The 19,804-nt window shown below is 50.1% G+C and carries 16 protein-coding genes; 1 reads left to right on the top strand and 15 read right to left on the bottom strand.

Annotated features, from left to right (window positions below):
- Positions 1-23 precede the first annotated feature (23 nt).
- From ACFSUS_RS14090 to ACFSUS_RS14035, 12 genes are all read right to left on the bottom strand, one after another.
- A complete protein-coding gene (locus ACFSUS_RS14090; protein ID WP_381523576.1) occupies positions 24-224 on the bottom strand; it encodes a helix-turn-helix transcriptional regulator in 201 nt (66 codons plus the stop codon).
- 90 nt (positions 225-314) lie between these two features.
- Positions 315-692, bottom strand: coding sequence for a hypothetical protein (locus ACFSUS_RS14085; protein WP_381523574.1), 378 nt, complete (start codon positions 690-692; stop codon positions 315-317).
- 215 nt (positions 693-907) lie between these two features.
- On the bottom strand, positions 908-1,234 hold the full coding sequence (locus ACFSUS_RS14080; RefSeq protein ID WP_381523573.1) for an L-rhamnose mutarotase: 327 nt from the start codon (positions 1,232-1,234) through the stop codon (positions 908-910).
- Between the two features lie 2 nt (positions 1,235-1,236).
- Complete coding sequence (fucP, locus tag ACFSUS_RS14075; RefSeq protein ID WP_381523571.1) at positions 1,237-2,628, bottom strand: L-fucose:H+ symporter permease; 1,392 nt, start codon at positions 2,626-2,628, stop codon at positions 1,237-1,239.
- A gap of 194 nt (positions 2,629-2,822) precedes the next feature.
- Positions 2,823-3,803, bottom strand: coding sequence for a type I phosphomannose isomerase catalytic subunit (locus ACFSUS_RS14070; protein WP_381523570.1), 981 nt, complete (start codon positions 3,801-3,803; stop codon positions 2,823-2,825).
- A gap of 135 nt (positions 3,804-3,938) precedes the next feature.
- A complete protein-coding gene (locus ACFSUS_RS14065; RefSeq protein WP_381523566.1) occupies positions 3,939-4,139 on the bottom strand; it encodes a hypothetical protein in 201 nt (66 codons plus the stop codon).
- Positions 4,129-5,340 (bottom strand): PepSY-associated TM helix domain-containing protein, encoded by a 1,212-nt coding sequence (locus ACFSUS_RS14060; protein ID WP_381523565.1) that lies wholly within the window; start codon positions 5,338-5,340, stop codon positions 4,129-4,131. The genes ACFSUS_RS14065 and ACFSUS_RS14060 overlap by 11 nt, the downstream gene beginning before the upstream one ends.
- Positions 5,341-5,410: 70 nt before the next feature.
- On the bottom strand, positions 5,411-7,867 hold the full coding sequence (locus ACFSUS_RS14055; protein ID WP_381523563.1) for a TonB-dependent receptor domain-containing protein: 2,457 nt from the start codon (positions 7,865-7,867) through the stop codon (positions 5,411-5,413).
- Between the two features lie 223 nt (positions 7,868-8,090).
- Entirely contained in the window at positions 8,091-9,422 is a 1,332-nt protein-coding gene (locus tag ACFSUS_RS14050; protein WP_381523561.1) for an MFS transporter, read from the bottom strand.
- Between the two features lie 51 nt (positions 9,423-9,473).
- Complete coding sequence (locus ACFSUS_RS14045) at positions 9,474-10,259, bottom strand: SDR family NAD(P)-dependent oxidoreductase (RefSeq protein WP_381523559.1); 786 nt, start codon at positions 10,257-10,259, stop codon at positions 9,474-9,476.
- A gap of 88 nt (positions 10,260-10,347) precedes the next feature.
- Positions 10,348-11,406 (bottom strand): sugar phosphate isomerase/epimerase family protein, encoded by a 1,059-nt coding sequence (locus ACFSUS_RS14040; protein ID WP_381523557.1) that lies wholly within the window; start codon positions 11,404-11,406, stop codon positions 10,348-10,350.
- 76 nt (positions 11,407-11,482) lie between these two features.
- A complete protein-coding gene (locus ACFSUS_RS14035; RefSeq protein WP_381523555.1) occupies positions 11,483-14,029 on the bottom strand; it encodes a DUF7133 domain-containing protein in 2,547 nt (848 codons plus the stop codon).
- Between the two features lie 205 nt (positions 14,030-14,234).
- Here ACFSUS_RS14035 and ACFSUS_RS14030 point away from each other — a divergent pair, with 205 nt between their 5' ends.
- The gene (locus tag ACFSUS_RS14030; protein WP_381523553.1) at positions 14,235-14,990 is read left to right on the top strand and encodes an SDR family NAD(P)-dependent oxidoreductase; all 756 of its coding nucleotides are present in this window, start codon (positions 14,235-14,237) and stop codon (positions 14,988-14,990) included.
- A 283-nt stretch (positions 14,991-15,273) separates the two neighbouring features.
- Here ACFSUS_RS14030 and ACFSUS_RS14025 read toward each other — a convergent pair whose 3' ends face one another.
- The 3 genes from ACFSUS_RS14025 to ACFSUS_RS14015 all read right to left on the bottom strand — a co-directional run bounded on the left by ACFSUS_RS14025 (position 15,274) and on the right by ACFSUS_RS14015 (position 19,657).
- Positions 15,274-16,233 (bottom strand): OmpA family protein, encoded by a 960-nt coding sequence (locus ACFSUS_RS14025; protein ID WP_381523551.1) that lies wholly within the window; start codon positions 16,231-16,233, stop codon positions 15,274-15,276.
- 264 nt (positions 16,234-16,497) lie between these two features.
- Positions 16,498-17,550, bottom strand: a complete 1,053-nt coding sequence (locus ACFSUS_RS14020; RefSeq protein ID WP_381523549.1) for a chemotaxis protein CheB — start codon at positions 17,548-17,550, stop codon at positions 16,498-16,500.
- A gap of 247 nt (positions 17,551-17,797) precedes the next feature.
- Entirely contained in the window at positions 17,798-19,657 is a 1,860-nt protein-coding gene (locus ACFSUS_RS14015; protein ID WP_381523546.1) for an ABC transporter ATP-binding protein, read from the bottom strand.
- Positions 19,658-19,804: the final 147 nt, after the last annotated feature.

Here is a 19,804-nt window from a genome sequence, read left to right as displayed (position 1 = left end):
TTATGCTACTTCAGGTAAGCAAGTTAATCCGTTTCCTCTAACTGGAATACCTGCTCAACCGGCACGCCAAACACCTGAGCCATTTTTAAGGCCAGCACGGTAGATGGCACGTAACGGCCCGCTTCGATGGAGTTGATTGTCTGCCGACTTACACCGATGCGATCAGCCAGGTCAGCCTGCGAGAGATTGCTCTCGGCCCGCTGCACTTTCAACCGATTTTTCATGCCGCTAACTGGTGATTATTTCTGTAAATAAGCCAGCGAAAACGAACAATAAACACCAACAATACGGTGAACATATTGTAGACCATCACATTAAAAAATGCTTCGTTGTAAAGTGTAAGGGATAGCGATTGCCAAAACTAAATAATTGACATAGACGCTCCATTGCAACGCTTCAAGCCGCAACTGACCAATCATTTCGTCTTCAACCTTTTCTCGTGAGAACGCAATAAGCAGTAGCCCAACAATCACTCCGATGCTGGCTAACTCATCCGTCAGATTTTGAATTTCAACCAGGTTGGTTTTCGAGTTACCCAAGTCGATCGTTATGGGTTCATTTAGAATACTGGCGACCAACCAGCTAACGCTAAAACCGGCGTATAGGGTAGCTAATCCAAGAATAACTGCCGGAAGAAAAATTAACCAACCAATCAGACGGTACCGATGAGGAAACAACCATTTCGTTTTCATAGATATGTAAAGTTTGTTTTACACTCAAACGTAAAACAAACTTTACATATTGTCAACTATGGACGACTATTTATTTTTTCAGCAATTGCGATCTGATAACGAATCAGGCACTAAAAATAAAAAAGTGGGTTAAGACCAGGACAATCAATTGTCCTGGTCTTAACCCACATCACTAGGAACGCTGTTAGCTAACCTTTTATCAGCAAGAGCGAGGGTTATAACTGAAAGATCTTCTCCATCAACATCCATTTTTCGCCTGGCTTAGCCATAGGCAACGGTTGCTGGTAGTGCCACATCAACGTCTCCCACTCCTGCACTTTTGGATTGGCGGCATCGGCGGCTGCTTTCTGGTCGAAAGAAAACGTAGCGTCGGTTTCCATAATCATGAACAACCGATTGCCAACGCGGTAGATTTCCATGTTGGTAATTCCCGACTCACGAATACTGGCATCAATTTCGGGCCAGATACGCTCATGGTACTTTTCGTATTCGGCAATCAGAGCCGGATCATCTTTGAGGTCAAGGGCAAGGCAGTAGCGCATAATTACGGAGCGATTTCAGCCGGAGCGTTAGAACTGTAAAGATCACCTGATTTGATACGATACCCCTGCATGGCGTAGAACACAATGTAGGCGAAGCAAACTAGTGGCACGAGCAAGGCATACACCGCACCGCTGGCAAACAAAGCGCCCGCTACCAACGGCATTAAAGCACCCCCTACAATACTCATGATCACCAACGATGACGCTATTTTCGATTCTGCTCCTAGGCCTTTTGTGGCCAGCGCAAAAATGGTTGGGAACTGAATCGAATGAAAGAAGTACGTAAAGCTCAACGCGATAACGGCCGTTAGGCCACCCACCAACATGGCAATGACGACCATGGCCACGGCTCCACCCGCGTAAATGGCCAGCACAACGTTTGGCCGGATACGCGTCATGAGCGCAGTCCCAACGAAGCGACCGAGCATAAATAACACCAGGGCAAACGAGGCATGGAAACCGGCAATCTGGGTTGGTGACAAATCGGTAGGCGAGCCCGTTAAGGTGTTAATGGCATTCATGTACGCTTCGGCCAGTGCCCAGTGCCCTTCGCGGGAGAAGTCAAGTTTAAGGTCAACGAAATAGCCCCAAAGCGTGGCTTGTGCCCCTACGTTGGCGAATTGTGCGATAACACCTAAGGCCAGATGGCGGTGGCGTAGTACACTAAAAATAGGGATCTTACCAGCAGCCTGTTCTTCTTCCGCACCTACTTCGGGCATCTTAGTCACGGCGAACAGGATCGTTACCAACGCGATAATGATACCAATGACCAGGTACGGTCCCTGTACCGAAAGAGCCTCTTCGACACGAATGGCCTCTGCCTGCGCGGGTGGCATAGCCGTCAGCATTTCGGGGGTGTATTCGGTTTTTGAGAAGATGAACAGCGCCCCAATGATTGGCCCCAAAATAATACTGATGCCGTTGAACGACTGCGAGAAGTTTAGTCGCCACTCCGATTTGGCGGGATCGCCCAGAACCGTTACGTACAGATTGGCCGCCGTCTCCAGAAAGGCAATGCCGCAGGCCATGGTGAACAGAGCCAGCAAAAAGAAGCTGTACACCCGCACTTCAGCCGCTGGATAGAACAGCAGGGCTCCTCCTCCGTAAAGAAGTAAGCCAAAGAGAATGCCCCGCTTGTACCCAAACCGGCGCATCACATAACCGGCGGGCAACGCCATGAAGAAGTAGCCCAGATAGAAAGCGAAATCGACAATACCCGCCTGAAATCGGTTGAGGTCGAGCGCAATCTGAAACTGCTTGATGAGTGAACCGTTCAGGCTATTGGCCAGTCCCCACAGGAAAAATAAACTGGTGACGAGGGCAAAGGCGATGCCGTAATTTCCGGCAGAACCGGGTTTAAGTTTAGGGGTTGTTGTCGGGGTTGGTAGGGCCATTCTTTGTTCCGAATTTAGGAGCGTAAAAGAGATTGCAAGCTAGTTATACTGTAGATTCGTAACTACACGTAGTCAGGCAGTAATTTAGCCATTGTTAATCCAAAAATAGCAGAGCACTAATAAAAGAAGACGCAAAAAGAAAGGCAGTCTACAGCCGATTCTCCCTGCGTCTTTGTGTATTTAAAGCAGTTCAATTAAGGTACGTACGTTTCCAGTACCGTCATGTCGCCATCGGGAACGAGCGTTACGTTATCTACCGAAGCGGGTATCAAGGCACACTGCCCCATCTTCAGCGGCACATCATAACCACCTCCCGCTTTGATTGTTAAGGCACCCGCCACGCAAATCAAAATAACGAATGAATCAATGTGCGTGTAATCGTGCTCGACTTCTTCGTTGAAATTCAACACGTTTGTTACAAAGTAGTCACTCGTAACGGCGTTGACGCTTTCGTTCAGTTTTTTGTCGTACTGGGATTTGTAGTGGTCGTAGTGGTGATAATCGATGGCATCGACGGCTAGCTCGGTGTGGAGTTCGCGCTTTTGACCGGTTGTAGCGTCAACCCGGTCGAAGTCGTAGATTCGGTACGTAGTGTCGGAAGTTTGCTGAATTTCGGCAAGCAAAAGCCCTTTGCCGATGTAGTGAACGCGTCCGGCTGGCAGGAAAAACACGTCGCCCGGACCAGCTGGCTCAATGTTCAGAATGTCCTGAATGGTATTGTCGGCAACCGCTTTAACGTACTCGTCTTTGGTTACCTCCCGATTGAAGCCTGAATTCAGCTTAGCACCTTCGTCGGCCTGCATAATGTACCACATCTCGGTCTTACCGTAACCACTTTGGCGCTCTTTCGCCAACTCGTCGTTTGGATGAACCTGGATGGAGAGGTCGTCGTTGGCGTCGATGAATTTAATGAGCAACGGAAACCGGTTACCGTATTGTTCGTAGACATGCTCACCAACGAGTTCGCCTTTATACTGCTCGACTAATTCGCGGAGTGATTTGCCCTGTAAGCTCCCTTCTTTGACTACTGAAACGTTGCCTTCTACGTCGGAGACTTCCCAGGTTTCGCCACAGTTCGGCAGCGGGGCAAATTCTTTTCCTAATACGGTTTTGATCTTCTGGCCACCCCAGATTTTGTCTTTAAAGATAGGTTCGAATGTAAGCGGATACAGCATGTTGAACGAGCCGTTGAGCGGTTAGTTTGGCTCAACTAGGCGGCAAAATACAGCATTTGTCGGTCTGATTGACGGCCCTACCAAGCTTAGTTAGCCTACGACGAATTTCTCCCAAGAAAGCGTATGGCCCATTCCTTACCGACTATTGCCTCGTTTAGCCTTAACTGGCCGGGGTTTCATGGCGAACCAGCCGATGACAACGAGCGGAATGCCCAAACTGATCCAGGAAAGCACATGCCACCAATCGTCGCCAATCAGTGCAGCTAGTAGCCCTAATAGACTAAGGCCCGTTAGTATCAGTGGAATAGTCCAGACGTGCCAGAATTCAGACTTCATGCGTGGCTCCTTTCTGCTCGTTCAGCGTTAATATCTCCGATTCTTCGAGTTGCTGAGTCTGGCGTTGGTTAGTCGCCGTCATGCGGGCCAGGTGCGCCTTCGTGGCTTTGTTACGCGCAAACCACAGATACAATCCACTGATCAGTACCACAATCGTTATAAGGTCGAACACTGCCCAGATGATTTTTAAGGGTAGCCCACCATAGTCGCCGAAGTGAAGCGGTTGCGAAATAAACAGGGCGTTGGCGTACCAGGGCATGGCCTTCATATCGGTCAGCTTACCGGTTTTAGCGTCAACCAGCGCCGGTGTTACCAAACGCTCGGTCAGCGGGGTGCTTCCTTTCATGAAAACAGCATAGTGGTGCTGACTAGAATAGGGCGACCCTGGATAAGCCACAAAGGATGGACTCATGCCCGGAGCCGCTCGGTACGCTTCCCCCATAGCCTTATCGAGTGGACTAAGTTTGCCGGTCAGGGGAGCCGCGTTTTTGTAGGGAGCAACCATTTCAGCGAGCTGGCCTTGCTGCCAGGCACCCACCACCACTTCGGCCAGTGTATTGATAACGCCAGTAAGACCGACCACTACGGCCCAAGCTACCGTTACCACACCGAGCAAGTTGTGTAAATCAAGCCACTTCAGCCGGGTCGATTTCTCGGTGCGAACCATGCCAAAGTCGAATCGGCGCATAATCGGGCTGTACAACATCAGACCAGATACGATGGCCACGACGAACAACAACCCCATTAAACCCAAAAACAGCTTACCGCCGAGACCCATGAACATATCGACGTGCAACTGAAGCATGACGTACATGAATCCTTCCTGCACTTTTGGCTCCTCCAGAACTTTAGCCGTGCGGTCATCCAGAATAACGAGCTTATAATTATCGGCGGGCGCGGTCAGCGAGTCCGTTAGCGTAAAGGTGGTGGTATTGGGTTCGTGCTCGTCCCAGTACACGTATCGAATCACCTTCGTCGGAAACTGCTGGCGGGCCGTCTGCGCCAGTTGTTCGAGCTTCAGCTTAGGGGTTCCGGCCGGGAGTTCTGGAGCCAACGCAGGCTTACCTTCCAGTTCCTCAATTTCTTCGTGAAAGATCAGCGGTAAACCGGTCAGGCACAGCATCAGCAAAAAAGCCGTGCAAATCAGACTGGTCCACTTGTGAATCTGGAACCACGCTTTCACCTGTTTTGTGGTACTCATAGTCGCCATTCGTTTATACGCTCACCTATAATAACGTAGCCAACCAATTTAACTGGTTGGCCACGTCTGCTTAAAATTTATAACTAACACTGCCCACAAAGCTTCTCAGCTTCTGCGGATTAGCCGTCGTATACCCAATCCAATAACGCTGGTTGGTAAAATTATCTATCTTGGCTGCTATCCGAAACTTCTTACGATCGTAGAAAGCCGACGCATTCAGCACCGTGTAAGCCGGTAGAATGAATTCCCCCTGGCTGATGCTATTGAGAATTTTGTTATCGCTGGCGTAGTTTCCACCAACGCCAAAGCCCAGGCCTTTAACGAGGTAGTCGGGCAGTCGGTAGCTCAACCAGAGGTTTGCCAGGTAAGGCGATGAAGCCGTTGTAGGCCGTCGACCTTCAACGTCAGGAGTAGCTCGTACGAGTTTAGAATCGTTGTAGCTGAATCCGGCCACTACGTTCAAGCCGTTAATGGGGTTCGCAATCACGTCAAATTCAAACCCTTTACTGGTCTGGGCACCGTCCTGCGTCTGCGCAAACCGGGCAGCGGCCAACGGATTGGGGTCATTGCGCAGCAGATCGTTTACCCGAATGTTGTAGTAACTAATGGTAGAGCTCAACTTGCCGTTGAAGGCATCCAGTTTGATACCGGCTTCAAATTGGTTTGCTCGCTCCAGTTTAGCCTGCCGCTGGCTGATACTATCGGACGCCGTTACGTCATACGCATTGTATACACCTCGATTGCTGAAACTATTCTGGTAGTTAGCAAACAAAGAAACCTTGTTTTTAATGGGCTGGAATACAACCCCAAACTTAGGCGAAAGCGCTGTTTGCTCGTAGGCAGTAATTGGTGAGCCTTCAACCCCACCTTTGTTTTGATAGTGGTCAACGCGGAGCGCAGCCAATACGCTGAACTGATCCGTCAGGTTGAGCACATCCGATACGTATCCGCTATACACATTCCGCTTATTCACGATAGGATATGTAAACTCCGGCGGTCCACTGGCGTAGATAGAATCCATGCGAGAACCGTTGAATCGGGTATAATCAAAGTCACGAACGTTGAGTGGCGCAATATCGAACGTACTACCAAAAAACTTTTGGTTTGAATTAATACGCAGGAAGTCAAGCCCTATCACAACGCGGTTACGGAGGCTACCCAGTCGAAAATCGCCATTAAAATTCTGCTGAACTTCGAAGATCTCGTTCGTACTGTTATCCGTCGACTGATCGGCCCGGGCCAGGTAGTTAGCTTTGCCAGCATCAGCAGCATTACCGGTAACGACAGCATCAGGAACCAAGTAGAAGTAGGGGCCAATACCGTTCGAAAAGCTGCGGCTGGAAGTGATGTTGGTCGACGAGGTAAACGTAGGCGAGAGCTTATAGTTGATCTGACCAAACAAGTTCGTGCTTCTCGACTGTAGCGTGAGGCCACTACCCATGTACGAATTGCGATAATCCAGATTCAGCTGGTCGGCCCGACTGGCTCCGAGTTGACTCGCGGGAAAATAGAAGAAGATGATCTGTTTCCCGACACTAGTTCCGCGCACGACTTCAGCGTCTAACAGAATCGACAGGCGATCATTGGGCTTGTACAATAAGCTGGGAGCAAACGCAAAATTCCGCGTAAAGCCCTGCGTCTGGAACGTACCTTCGTAGTTAAACGCTGTGTTAACGCGTAGCATCAGTTTACGGGCCGGATCAATTGGGGTGTTAACGTCGAGGCTCACCCGGTTAAAACTATAGCTACCGCCCGCGTACGTAATCTCGCCACCGAACGTTTCATATGGTTTTTTCGTAACCCGGTTCATCAGGCCACCATAAGACGTCAGGGCGCTACCGAACAACGTAGCCGATGGACCTTTGATCACTTCGAGCTTTTCGAGGTTCACCGCGTCGATGCCGCTGGACACGTAACCAGCTACCCCGTTGCGCAATGCACTCTGCACAATAAACCCCCGGCTGCTGTAAAAGCTCCCTCCATCACCCGAGCGACCCGTGGCCTCCCACATGCGTTGAATACCTGGCGCGTTGCGAACAGCGTCATCCACCGAAAACACAAGCTGTTCCGTCAATAGCTCTTTGCCAATGCTGTTGTATACCTGCGGATTTTCCAGATTTTTCAGTGGCATTTTCGAGACGTAATCGCTCGACGGCCGGGCGAATCGGTTGGTACGGCCTCCGGTGACGATGATTTCCTGCAACTGAGCGGTGTTTTCGGACAACACAAAGTTGAGCGTGGGATTCTCACCCTGGGCAACGGTCAGCGTTCTCTCTTCTGTTTTTAGGCCTACAGCCGTCGCCTGCAAGGTATAGTCCCCGGCTTTAACCCGGTTAATTACGTAATCTCCTTTGGTGTTCGTAATAGCGCCCTGGCCTTTTCCTTTTATGCTGATCGTAACCCCTTCAACGGGTTGACCATCGGAGGTGGTTACGTTGCCCCGAATACTTACAGTTTGCTGAGCTAAAACAGGTAATGATGTAGCAAGTAAAAAAACTACTATGTGGATGGGTCGAAATACGTTCATCGCAATCTTTTAATTAGACTCTTTCTAAAGAGATGCAAATGAACGACGAAATCACTTTCAATGAAAGTTATTTTTAATAATTCTAAATAAATCTATTATATATAGTATTAAGCCCAGAAAAGTCTGTAAAATAACAGCGGGCTGTAGCCTATTTTTAGCCACAGCCCGCTAGTTTTTATGATGCACTACATCAGTTTGTAATCAATGTGAACGTAAACAGTCTCTACGCAGAAATTAACGCTCCTTCTTTCTCACCGTCGCGCATGGGTACCCGCTCAATCTTACCGACAAGGAATATATATGAACATGCCCCGATCAGGCCGAGCGCTCCGATGAAAACGAGGGCCGGTTTAAAATCTCCCCCCTGTACCAGATGTCCAATAACAATGGGCACGACAATAGAAGCCAGATTACCCATGAAATTGAATATTCCACCCGTTAGGCCAACCAGGTGTTTGGGCGACAAAATAGACACGAACACCCAGGAAATCAACGCCATACCCGACCCAAAGAAAGCCAGCGCCATAAAGAAAATAATCATGGCGGTGTCGTTGGTGTAATTAGCCCCCACGATACTCATCGATAAGAGAAGACCAATGATAATGGGCGTTTTGCGAGCCACGCCAATGGATACACCTCTTTGAACTGAGCGATCTGATAGAAATCCTGATAGCAGCAAACCCGCACAGGCCGCCAAAAAAGGCACCGAAGCCAAATAACCCGACTTAATGAAGTCTAGTCCCCGGTATTTCACCAGGTATGTAGGAAACCAGGTTAGAAAAAACCAGAGCATTGAATTGACGGCAAATTGGCCGATATAAACACCCCACAAGGTGCGGCTGGAAAAGACCTGCTGGAAGTTGCTCCACTGCCATACGGAGGCTTTACCACCATTTTTGTTTGCTCGCCGAATCACTGCACCACCTTCTTCGATATACGTCAGTTCGGCCTCATTCACACGCGGGTGGTCGAGCGGGTCGCGGTAGAAGAAGTACCAGACCGCTCCCCACACAATGCCGACTAATCCGGTTGCGATGAACAACCCTTTCCAACCGGCGTAGACCTGAATCATTGTCAAGACTGGCGTCAGAAAGGCTAGCCCAATGAACTGCCCCGACACATACATGGCGATGGCCGATGCTCGTTCGTGGTCGGGAAACCAGCTGGTTACGATGCGGTTATTAATTGGATACGAAGGGGCTTCGAATGCGCCAGTAGCCAGGCGCAGGGCGAAAAGCGAAGCGAACCCTCGGGCAAAACCCTGAAACAGCGTAGCCAGTGACCAGGTAATCAGGCAGAAGGCGTACAAAATGCGTGGCCCAAAACGGTCGGCGATAAGTCCGCCTGGAATTTGCAGGAAAGCGTATGTCCAGCCGAAAGCCGAAAAGATAAGCCCCAGCTGAACGGATGACAACTCAAGGTCTTTACTGAAGGTTGCTGCCGCTACTGAGATGTTGCTGCGATCGAGATAGTTGATCACTACATTAATAAACACAAGGAACAACATCCCGTAGCGCACCCGGGTTTTCTGGTCTCCACGCTTTACTGATTCCATATTGAGAGGATTTAGGAAAAACTCATTGGTCTACTACGCTACTGTTACGTGCTATTTTGCCGTCCAGCCCCCATCCACGGTAAGCATCGACCCGATCATGTAGCTGGCTGCATCGCTGGCCAGAAAGATAGCGGCTCCCTGGATCTCGCGCAGCAATCCCCAGCGGCCTAACGCCGTAGCGCCCACAATAAAGCTTTTGGCTTCGTCGCTGTCGGCAATGGGTGCGTTCATTTCGGTTAAAAAGGGGCCTGGGCAAATGGCATTTACATTAATGTTAAAGGGTGCTAACTCCAGCGCGAGTGCCCGGGTCATCTGCACAACGGCTCCTTTGCTGGCGGTGTACGGTGTACGGTTTGCCAAGCCTACTAAACCCAGCGTACTGGCCAGGTTGATGATACTCCCCCGCCCGCTTTGTTTCATATAAGGCGTTACGGCTCTTGAGCAAAGCCACGTACCGTTTACGTTTACCTCCATCACCTTATTGAAATCGTCCAGCGTAAGCTCGTCAATAGCGCCCCGAATATTGATACCTGCACTGTTAATAAGTATATCAATCCGTCCGAAGGCTTCCATGGCCGCTTTCGCCATCGCTTCGGTTTGATCGGGCTTCGTAATGTCAGCAGGAAACGAAATGGCTTGCACACCAAAATCCTGACGCAGTTCTTCGGCCGCCTGGGCCCCTTCTTCGGCTGTCCGGTTTACCAGCATTATACTGGCCCCCGCCGATGCCAAGCCAGCCGCCATAGCTAAACCAAGTCCTTTTGACCCGCCCGTAATAATGGCGGCTTTACCGCTCAAATCAAATTGCTTAATGCCTGGAAGTATTTCTTTAGTCATTCGTAGTCGTTAGTCACCATTAATTGTCATTAATTGTAAGTCGTCAACAAATGACTATCAATGACAATTAATGACCACAAATAGCAACTTAGTTGAGGGCTAGTTTATCTTTACTGTAAGCAAGGCACGAGCGGATATTCTGCTCTTCGGCTGCCAGACGATCTTCGGCGCTTAACTGGGAGATTCTGGGCAGGGCCGTTTTAGCTTTGTGCTGCCTGACCATTCGGAGGGTTTGCGCTAGTTCTTTTCCCGATACGTCGCCAAACGTTGCCCAATAGTCATCCGTCAGGCACGGAATTTCGAGCGGGTCGCGGGTGATCATCTCCAGGTTAAACGTAACGGCCGGGTTGTGTTGCTTGCAGAGTGCAATCATTTTGGGCAGATCGAGAATACCGGTTCCCAGTGGCACCTCAGAGAGCAAGAACCCATTGGCGTACTCTTCAACCCCCATATCTTTCACGTGCGTACTGAGCACATAAGGCACCAGAGTTTGTACTACGTCCATCGGGTCTTCCAACAAAGCAATGCTGTTGCCGAAGTCGAGGGTTACGCCGACCCACTCGCTGTTAAGCTGTTTTAGCATAGCTGCCATCTCTTTAGACCGCCAATCTTTGTGGTTTTCTAGGGCCAGCTTCACCTTATGTTTGCGCAGAACCGGCTCAGCCAGTTGCAACGATGCCAGCGCCTTCGTCTTGACGTCCTGAAACGCTTCGGCTGAGTGGTAAGTCTCATACCGACGGCCACTTGAACACACGGTTCGTAGAATCTGAGCCCCGGCCTCTTTGGCATTTTTAACGTCCTGCTCAAACCGGGCTATATCATCGGCGTTTTTCGGTACGCTGATTGACCCTTCAAGATACAGGCCCGACTTCTCGCGTTTGTCGCGCACTTTCTGCGCGAAGTCTGTAGTCCAGTTGCCGACCACCACCTGCACTCCGCCCGCTCCAATCTGCTGACAATGGTCGATCAGGTCAATGGCGTTGGCGAACCCAGGATAGTTTTTACTCTCAACTTTCGAGTTCCAGCGGCTACCATATGAGTGAACGACAACGCCCATCCCCGTTTGCTTGAACGCACTGGGCAGCTGCGGCAGCGATAAAGCGACAGCCCCCATAGCGGCTCTTTGGATAAAATCTCGTCTATCCATTCGTATAGATGTAGAGCCCGTCGTTACTTGATGGCGGTTCGCTTCCATTTTCTTTAGTATAAGGGTTCGGTCTCCTTTATTTTCCGCTGGTAGCCTTGGCTTCCAGAACGTATTTATTCAATTCCTTGGCGGTCCAGGGCACAACCCGCCCCTGCGAGGTAATGCGGGTTGTACCAACTGTGCGTTTATTGATTGGCCCGGCGTTGTTGCCCCATTCGTTTCGGATATACATCAGGATAGACGTGATGGCTGCATCATCCATCGTCGAGTGAGCGGGCATAACTGGTAAAATATCCGGCGCGTTATATACTTTACCAGCTACGTCAATTGGCCCTTCCATACCCTGTAGCACGATCAGCGCTAGTCGTTTTTCATCCCCTAATACCCAGTCCGATCCAATCAGTGGTGGCGCAAACCGGTTCAAACCGGCTCCGTCGTTACCGTGGCATCCGGCGCAGGTAGTGAGGTAGTGCTGCCTGCCCATGGCGAAGAGTTTCTGTTCTTCGTCGTTTAACGGGTTCTTTTTCTGAGCGCTGCTTCGCTCGGCGGTGTGTCCGGGCCATTCGAATAAAGAACTTAACGTCTGAAGCCGTGATTGGTCAATGGTAGCTGTTGATTGCGTAAAGATTCGGGGAGCTGACGTAAGCTTGATGGGCTTCATCTTGCCGGTGCTTGCCTGAATTGACATACCTGTAAGCACCGCCTTTTCCTGCCAGCCTATCGACTCTTTTTCATCGTCCAGCATGGTCAAAAGCGCGGTCAACTCCGTAGGATCACCTTTACGTACTATCGACGAAGCCAGCGTTTCCAGGAATATTTCTTTGGTCGGCTGCTGCGTCTGCCATTGGGGTGACTTCATGAGGGTTTGCAAGAAGACAAACTCCTGATTTTGGAGGCTACTCATTACGGCATCGCGAATCAGAGGTAACTCACCGTATCGATCGACAATACCGGCCAGTAGCGTGTGGGCGGTTTTCTGATCAAGTGCCGGCGCCGAGAGCGCCATTTGCAACATTTGCTCAATCGGGGCTTTCTCCCAGGTGGTTAACAAGGCCTGATCGAGTTTGGCGCGAACCTGGTTGTCAGCTTTGGCAATCGGCTCAAGCAGTCGCAGGGCGGCCGTGCGAACCAGCGGGTCCTGATCCGTAACCAGTTGAACGAGCAAATTCGGATCACTCGCTTTCAATCCATCCAGCGTCCACAAGGCATGGAAACGGCCAAAGCTGTTGCTTCCCTTAGCCGCCAGATTGACAAGCGCCCTGGTTGCTTTTGGATCATTTCGCTCAACCAACAGCCGCTGAGCCATATCCCGATACCAGCCGTCGGGGCTCGACAGATAACCAACTAGCTCATTGGTCGACGCTTTCGACAACTTTTTAGGCTTCGATGGTTTCCAGCTTTCGGGAACGATTCGCCAGATTCGGCCGCGATTTATGGGTTGAAGCAGGTGCCGGGCCAGCGTTTGCTCTTTCAGATAAGGCGTTACGTAAGCCGCGTGCTGGATAAGGCCCCGGTACATATCCGCTACATACAGCGCTCCGTCGGGACCGGTAGCCAGATGCACCGGCCGGAATCGTTCATCAGTCGAAGCCAGAAACTCTTTGCCCGGATGCGGATCAGTAGCCGACAGAATAAGCCCCTTGTCGGCCACTACATTACGTTTGATCAGATTGCCAGCGGGTTCGCAGACGAAGACGTTGCCGTAATAAGGAGTGGGCAAGGCCGTTCCCCGGTAGAAAAGGGGGGAACAGGCCGCCGTAAACTCGCGTAAATGCCCTTCTTTGTCTAACGTGCCGGGTATATAGCCCCGGTTGACCGCTGGCGTAGGACGGATCGGATACACCCGCCGATCAACCGTGAGACCGTGGTCAATGCCGGTTGTGGGTTTGTGATTTTTATTCCGCGACAGGTAATTGGGTGGTACTAAATCAGCGTGTAGTTGCGACCAGTTGTAATTGTAATACAGTCGCCCCTTATCGTCGTGGCTGATGCCCCACTGTCCTCGAAACTCAGTGGAATCGCGTTGCCATTTGCCGTCTACCATTCGGTAGCGAAAGCGCGACTTGGCGTTGTAGTACCAGTTATCCATGCTTCGCCAGAGTCCATTCCCCGAATGCTCGGGCAAACCAGCGCCCGCGTAATCCTTATCAATTAAAACTTTCGAATCAGCTTTCAGATCGCCGTTTACATCCTTCGTTTCCCATAAAGCGGCATTTTCAACGACCAATGCGCCACCGGGTATCAGGGTCAGAGCGCGGGGCATCACCAGACTGTCGAGGTAAATGGTACTAACGTCCATCTGCCCGTCGCCGTTCTTATCTTCGAGCACCGAAACCCGCCCGACAGGCTTATTCTCACCTTCGCCGTCAATAGTAGGCATATAGCCTCGCATCTCGACTACCCAAAGCCGACCATTCTCGTCAAAATTCATGACGACCGGGTCCTGCACCAGCGGCTCGGCCGCTACGAGTTGAATTTTAAGACCAGGCTCTAGTTGAAACGTAGCCAACTCTTCGGCTGGTGTTAAGACAGGCGTAGGTTCTTCTGGTAGGTTAGATCTAAAGCTCAAAAGGCCCAGAATACCAGCAATACACAAAGAGATACAATAAGCAGGCTTAAACATGAGACGTCGTTTAGCTTTACTAGTATCAGAACAGATGACAGGTAACTATTTTGTATCTTTTACCAGGTAAAGTAGATCTACTAAACCAAATACTCCTAAGACTTCTAAAAATTTTACAAAGGTAAAATTAGCAATTAACAGCCTTATAAATCACGTCCTTACTGCTTTACTTACCGATTTTACAAACGTATTCTTTTCCTATTTCATGGTAAACCGATTTGCCAATCAGATAGCGCTGGTTGCTGGAGGAGCCGAGGGCATCGGCAAAGGAATTGCCCAACGTATTGCCTCTGAAGGAGCGACGGTGGTGCTGTTCGACATCAACGAAAGCTTGCTCGAACGTACCATAGCTGAATTCAGCGGGCAAGGCTATTTTGTAGCCGGTCACGTGGTTAACATTGCGCAGGAAGACGCGGTTAAAAACGCCGTACAAGCTATAGAAGACAGATACGGTCGTCTGGATATTATGGTCAATTCAGCAGGTATCGTTGGGCCAACCAGCACCAAGATTACCGAGTACTCCGTAGAAGATTTTGATAAGGTGTACGCTATTAATTTACGCGGGGCCTTTCTGATGACTAAGTACGCCATTGCCGTCATGGAAAAGAATAATTACGGGCGTATTCTCCACATGGCTTCCATTGCCGGGAAAGAAGGCAACCCGTTCATGGCGGGCTATTCGGCCATGAAAGCAGGTCTAATTGGTTTAGTGAAGGGCATTGGCAAAGAATACGCCGAAACGGGTATCACCGTAAATGGACTGGCTCCGGCCGTTATTAAGACGGCGATGAATGCTAACACCGCTCCCGAGCAACTGGCGTATATGACGGCCAAAATACCCATGAAGCGCTTAGGCACCGTAGAGGAAGTAGCCGCTATGGCTGCCTGGATTGTCTCAAAAGAATCCAGCTTCACGACTGGTTTCATCTTTGACCTGTCGGGCGGCCGGGCTACCTATTGAGGACCCTTTGCACTCTTAACAAGTCAACTCTTAGAAAAAAGCTTCGACAAGGATTAGCCGAGCCGTATCACGCATCATTGTAATAACGGGCAATTTAATGATTAGAATTATCCAACCGCCGAATCGATGCCTCTGGAAGTCAATTGACCTGAATAAGACAACAAAACGGGCAAACCAGGTTAAAACCGGCCAGCATCGTTTGGTGGTTTATTTATTTGAAATCGATAAACCGCCCCCGTTGGAAAGAAGAAGTACCTAACGAATTAGCTCAGTGCAGAATTAGCTATAACAATACAAACTCAACGCGTCGGTTCTTTCGGCGGTTGTCTTCGTTGTTGTTGGGAGCGACGGGCTCAGTTGGGCCACGCCCAATGGCTTTCAAACGATTTTTACGGATGCCCTTTTTGAGCAGATAATCGACTACTGCCTGGCAGCGCTCACGCGAAAGCTGCACATTGGCATCAAAATCACCCTGGTTGTCAGTATGGCCTAAAACGTCAATCCGTAACGATGGGTACTGGGTCAATACATCATACAGTTGGTCGAGCTCGGCATAGGATTCGGGACGCAATACGGCGCTGCTTTGATCGAAATAGATCTTGTTCAATCGAACACTCTTCCCTTTCTCGACCACGCCAAACGCTGCCGTCTTTACAGCTGATACCGACGACACTGCCGTTGCTACGTTCACTGCCTGTGCCGTAAGTGCAACAGGTTTTGTTTCAACAGACAATGGCTTAGGCGCTAACCTGACCACTACATCGGGCTGCTCTTTGCTGGCTATTAATCGTTGAGTCACCTCCTCATACCCTTCGGCAACCACGGTTAATCGATATGGCACACTGCCGGACAGACGAGTCGTGAATGTGCCGGGTCCGTTAGCTGTAAGCGCAACCGGTTTAGTCCCTGTTGGCCCTTTAAGCTTAACTTGAACTTCAGGCAGGTTCTTGCCCGTTTCACTGTCTACGGCTTGAATATGTATGACGATCGGTACCTTATCCAGCACGGCATCGAACTCATATATTTTACCGGTTAATAGTCCTTCAATGGCTAGCTGCCGATGGGTCGATGTATACCCTGCTGCGTTGATCTGAATGTCGAGTTGATCTGATTGGCTGAAGGCGCGTTCGAGCCGCCCGTTTGGCAAGTTAAACTGCTCAACTTTGCCGGTAGTTTTAGAGATAATGACCGCCACTGCCGACGTCAGTGGCTGCCCAATCCGCTGGTCAAATACCTTGATCACTAGCAAATTTGGCTTTCGAATCGAGTCTGCCAACGTTTTTTGGCTAGCTAAACTCTCTCCGGTCGCCAGATAAAGACATTGTTGCTTCTTAGTATAAAAAAAGCTCCCAGTCAACAACAGCCACAAGGTGGTGAAAAGAGAATACCTAACCTTACTCATTTAGCCCTTGATTCAAACGGTAAAAGTGGCGCGTTTTACAGAGGAAACGACATCAGCTTAACGGCCCAAAAGTAAGTACTGATACACACCACCTGCCTGCGTTTATCAATCGGGTAAGGATTGGTAGCTAATATCACCACTCAATATCTCCTGACGAAGCACGGATTCGTGAATAGCTTGAGAGCGTTCTCTAATCACCTCGGCTTTTTGGTAGAAAACCTGGGCAATTTCGTTCTGAGCCGCTTTATCGAAGTGCTGCCCCAGTCGATTCAGCAACATGGTTGTCTCTTCCAGACTTTGCATGGCTTGCCAAAGTATCGCTTCAATATTGGTAGAGACCTCTGATAAGAGCGCACTAATGGTGTAGGCATGCCCGGTATGGCATCGGAATCGAATAATCTTACCTTCTTTGAACTGTGTCAGAGCTCCATGGCACTCCGGACAGGTAAATGGAGTAAGCTCACCCAAATCAATAATACCCATTTGAAAGGCATTATCCTTACCAGCGATAATGATTTCGGTTTCCAGAAGTTTCCGCTCCTGCTTGGTTAGTTTAGGCGTCGGAGGCACCGGTTGGCTGGTCAGTTGAGATAACAAAGCAGCCATTTGAGACGCCGGTAGAGAGTAGTCGATTTCTACCTGCTGCTCAGCATTGATAGGCATCTGCGGAAACAAGGCATCTTCTGGCTGTTGAATTATAGTTATTCCCCCTAGTCGCTTAATAGACCAAAGACCTGACGTACCGTCATCCAGCACACCCGACAGCACTACGCCGATCGCACGAGAACCGTAGGTGTAGGCCGCTGAGCGAAACAGGGCATCGATGGAAGGACGAAACCGATTCTCTTTAGGGCCACGTTTAACGACCACTTTCTGCTCCTCTACCAGCAGATGATGATCGGGGGTAGCTACATAAATCGTTCCGGGCTGAATCAACTGCCCATCCTGGGCCACCAAGACTGGTAACGCGCACTGGCGGTCAAGAATTCGGTGCAGGTTGCTTGTTGAATAGGGCGGTACGTGCTGCACGACCAGAACAGCCGCTGGAAAACTAGCGGGTAGAGACTCTACGATCTGCGTTAGCGCAGTTATGCCTCCCGCTGAGGAGCCAATAACAATAATGTCCCGGTTGGGATGACTACTTTTCGCTTGTTTCATTCGGTTTGGTGTTTTTATTCAACCCCACTCTTCGTCTGGTACACCGTAGCAAACTTTATTAAAGCAAAAGTCATCTATCTGTCAGCCTGGCGCCATTCCATGAAAGATGATAGGTTCTATCAATAACTATCTCATTAATGAAACGTTGCTTAACTATTCATAACGTTAGTAGATATAACAGAATAACTGCTGCTACGCCAAAAGATCTTTTAGCGTAGCAGCAGTTATTCTGTTATCAACAATAAAATTATTGGTATCCCCTGGCCTGTAACCCGAACAACTCTGCGTAGCGTCCGTCTTTTTCGAGTAGCTCATAATGCGACCCAATCTCAAGTAGCGTTCCATTTTCGAGTACTAAGATTCGGTCGGCCATGCGGACAGTGCTAAAGCGGTGCGAAATAATTACCGACGAACGGCCTTCGGTCAGCTTAGCGAATCGTTGGAAAACTTCATACTCGGCCCGGGCATCGAGAGCCGCCGTAGGTTCGTCGAGAATAATGAGCTGAGCGTCGCGCATATACGCTCTTCCCAAAGCAACCTTCTGCCATTCGCCCCCGGAGAGTTCAACCCCCTTGCCAAACGAACGCCCTAACTGCTGATCGTAACCGCCGGCCAGCTTCGCAATGACCGTATCGGCCAGACTCCGCTGGGCAGAGGTTTCAATGCGCGACTGGTTCGTACGTTCATCAATGTCGCCTACGGCGATGTTCACTCCCGCCGACATCTTAAAGCGCGTATAATCTTGAAAGATGACGCCAATGTTGCGACGGAGCTCCATCAAATCATAGTCGCGGAGATCGTAACCGTCCAGCAAAATGCGCCCTTCAGCCGGGTCATAAAGCCTGGCGAGCAGCTTCACCAGGGTCGTTTTTCCTGCACCATTCTCCCCCACTAAGGCCAGTTTTTCACCAGCGTGTAGGGTAAACGACAAGTTTCGCAACGCCCACCGCTCGGAGTTCGTATATTTGAATCCAACATTCTCGAACACGAAACCCTCCCGAATCGGGCTCGGAAAAGGCCGGGTGCTTTTAGGCGAATGAATCAGCGGTTTGATGGCGAAGTAATCGAACAAGTCCTGCAAATAGATAGCCTCCTGGGTCAGGCTACTGAACTGAAGCAGAATGCCTTCCAGCGAACCCCGTACCTGCCGGAACGACCCCGCCAGAAAGGTAAGATCGCCAAGGGTGATCTGACCGTTCACCGCCCGCATCACAATCCAGACATAAGCGCCGTAGTAGCCCGCTGTGCCGAGCGCCGTCAATAACGTTCCCCAACTGGCCCGACTAATGGCCAATGCCCGGTTTTTTGTGAAGTACTCCCACGATAAGCTCCGGAAACGGTCTATCAGGAATCCCGAAAGGCCAAATATCTTAACTTCTTTAGCCGTTTCGTCGCTGGCCCCAATGTAGCGCAGATAGTCGAGCTCGCGCCGTTCGGGTGTCCAGGAGCGCGAGAGCGAATAGCTGCGCTGGTTAAAATAATTATCGCCAATAAACGAAGGCGTTACAGCCACCAGAATCAGCAGCAACAGCCAGGGGTTATACACCGCCAGACCAGCCGCCAGGAAACCAACCGATATCAGCTCCTGCACTTGGCCAAACACGCCCGATAGCAACACCGTCCGGCCCGTGGTTTGCCGACGAGCGCGCTCAAGTTTATCGTAGAACGTAGCGTCTTCAAACTGTTCAAGATCTAAGGTAGCCGCGTGCTCCATCAACCGAATCGAGGTCTGATTAGCGAACAGATCGCCCAGCAGACCATCCATCAGCGACACCGCCCGGCCCAATGCCGTTGATAAAATAGCTAGTCCGAACTCAGCTGCCACAAACCACCATAGCTGCGTGGTATCGGCCGCGTTTGATATGTCGCCCGCTTTGTTGAGCGCAACTACCTGATCAATGATGAGTTTACCAATATAAAGTGTTGCGGCAGGAATGGCCGCCCGAACGAGTCGTAATGCGGCATTGCCAATAAATAACGCCGGCGAGGTTTGCCATACCAACCGGAAAAAAGCAGGTAGATTACCCAGAGCCGCAAAGCGTTCGCGCCAGCTTACTTCTTCCTTATTATCAGCAGGTTTAACGTGTGGTATTGTTGTTTTTGCCATATACAAAAAAGACACGCGCAACCCACTATTAGTTCACTATCTTTTCAGGCCAACTACATAGATAGTTCACCTGTCAACCAGTCCTACTAGTAGGTATGTATCTAAATAATTAGGCCCACATTTACTGAGCAAACTCGGCCGCAAAGC

Origin of the sequence: Spirosoma soli (assembly GCF_042684525.1) — a bacterium.
Lineage (GTDB): Bacteria > Bacteroidota > Bacteroidia > Cytophagales > Spirosomataceae > Spirosoma > Spirosoma soli.
The sequence above is the reverse complement of the archived record's forward strand: the minus strand, read 5'-3'. Positions and strand labels throughout refer to the sequence as shown.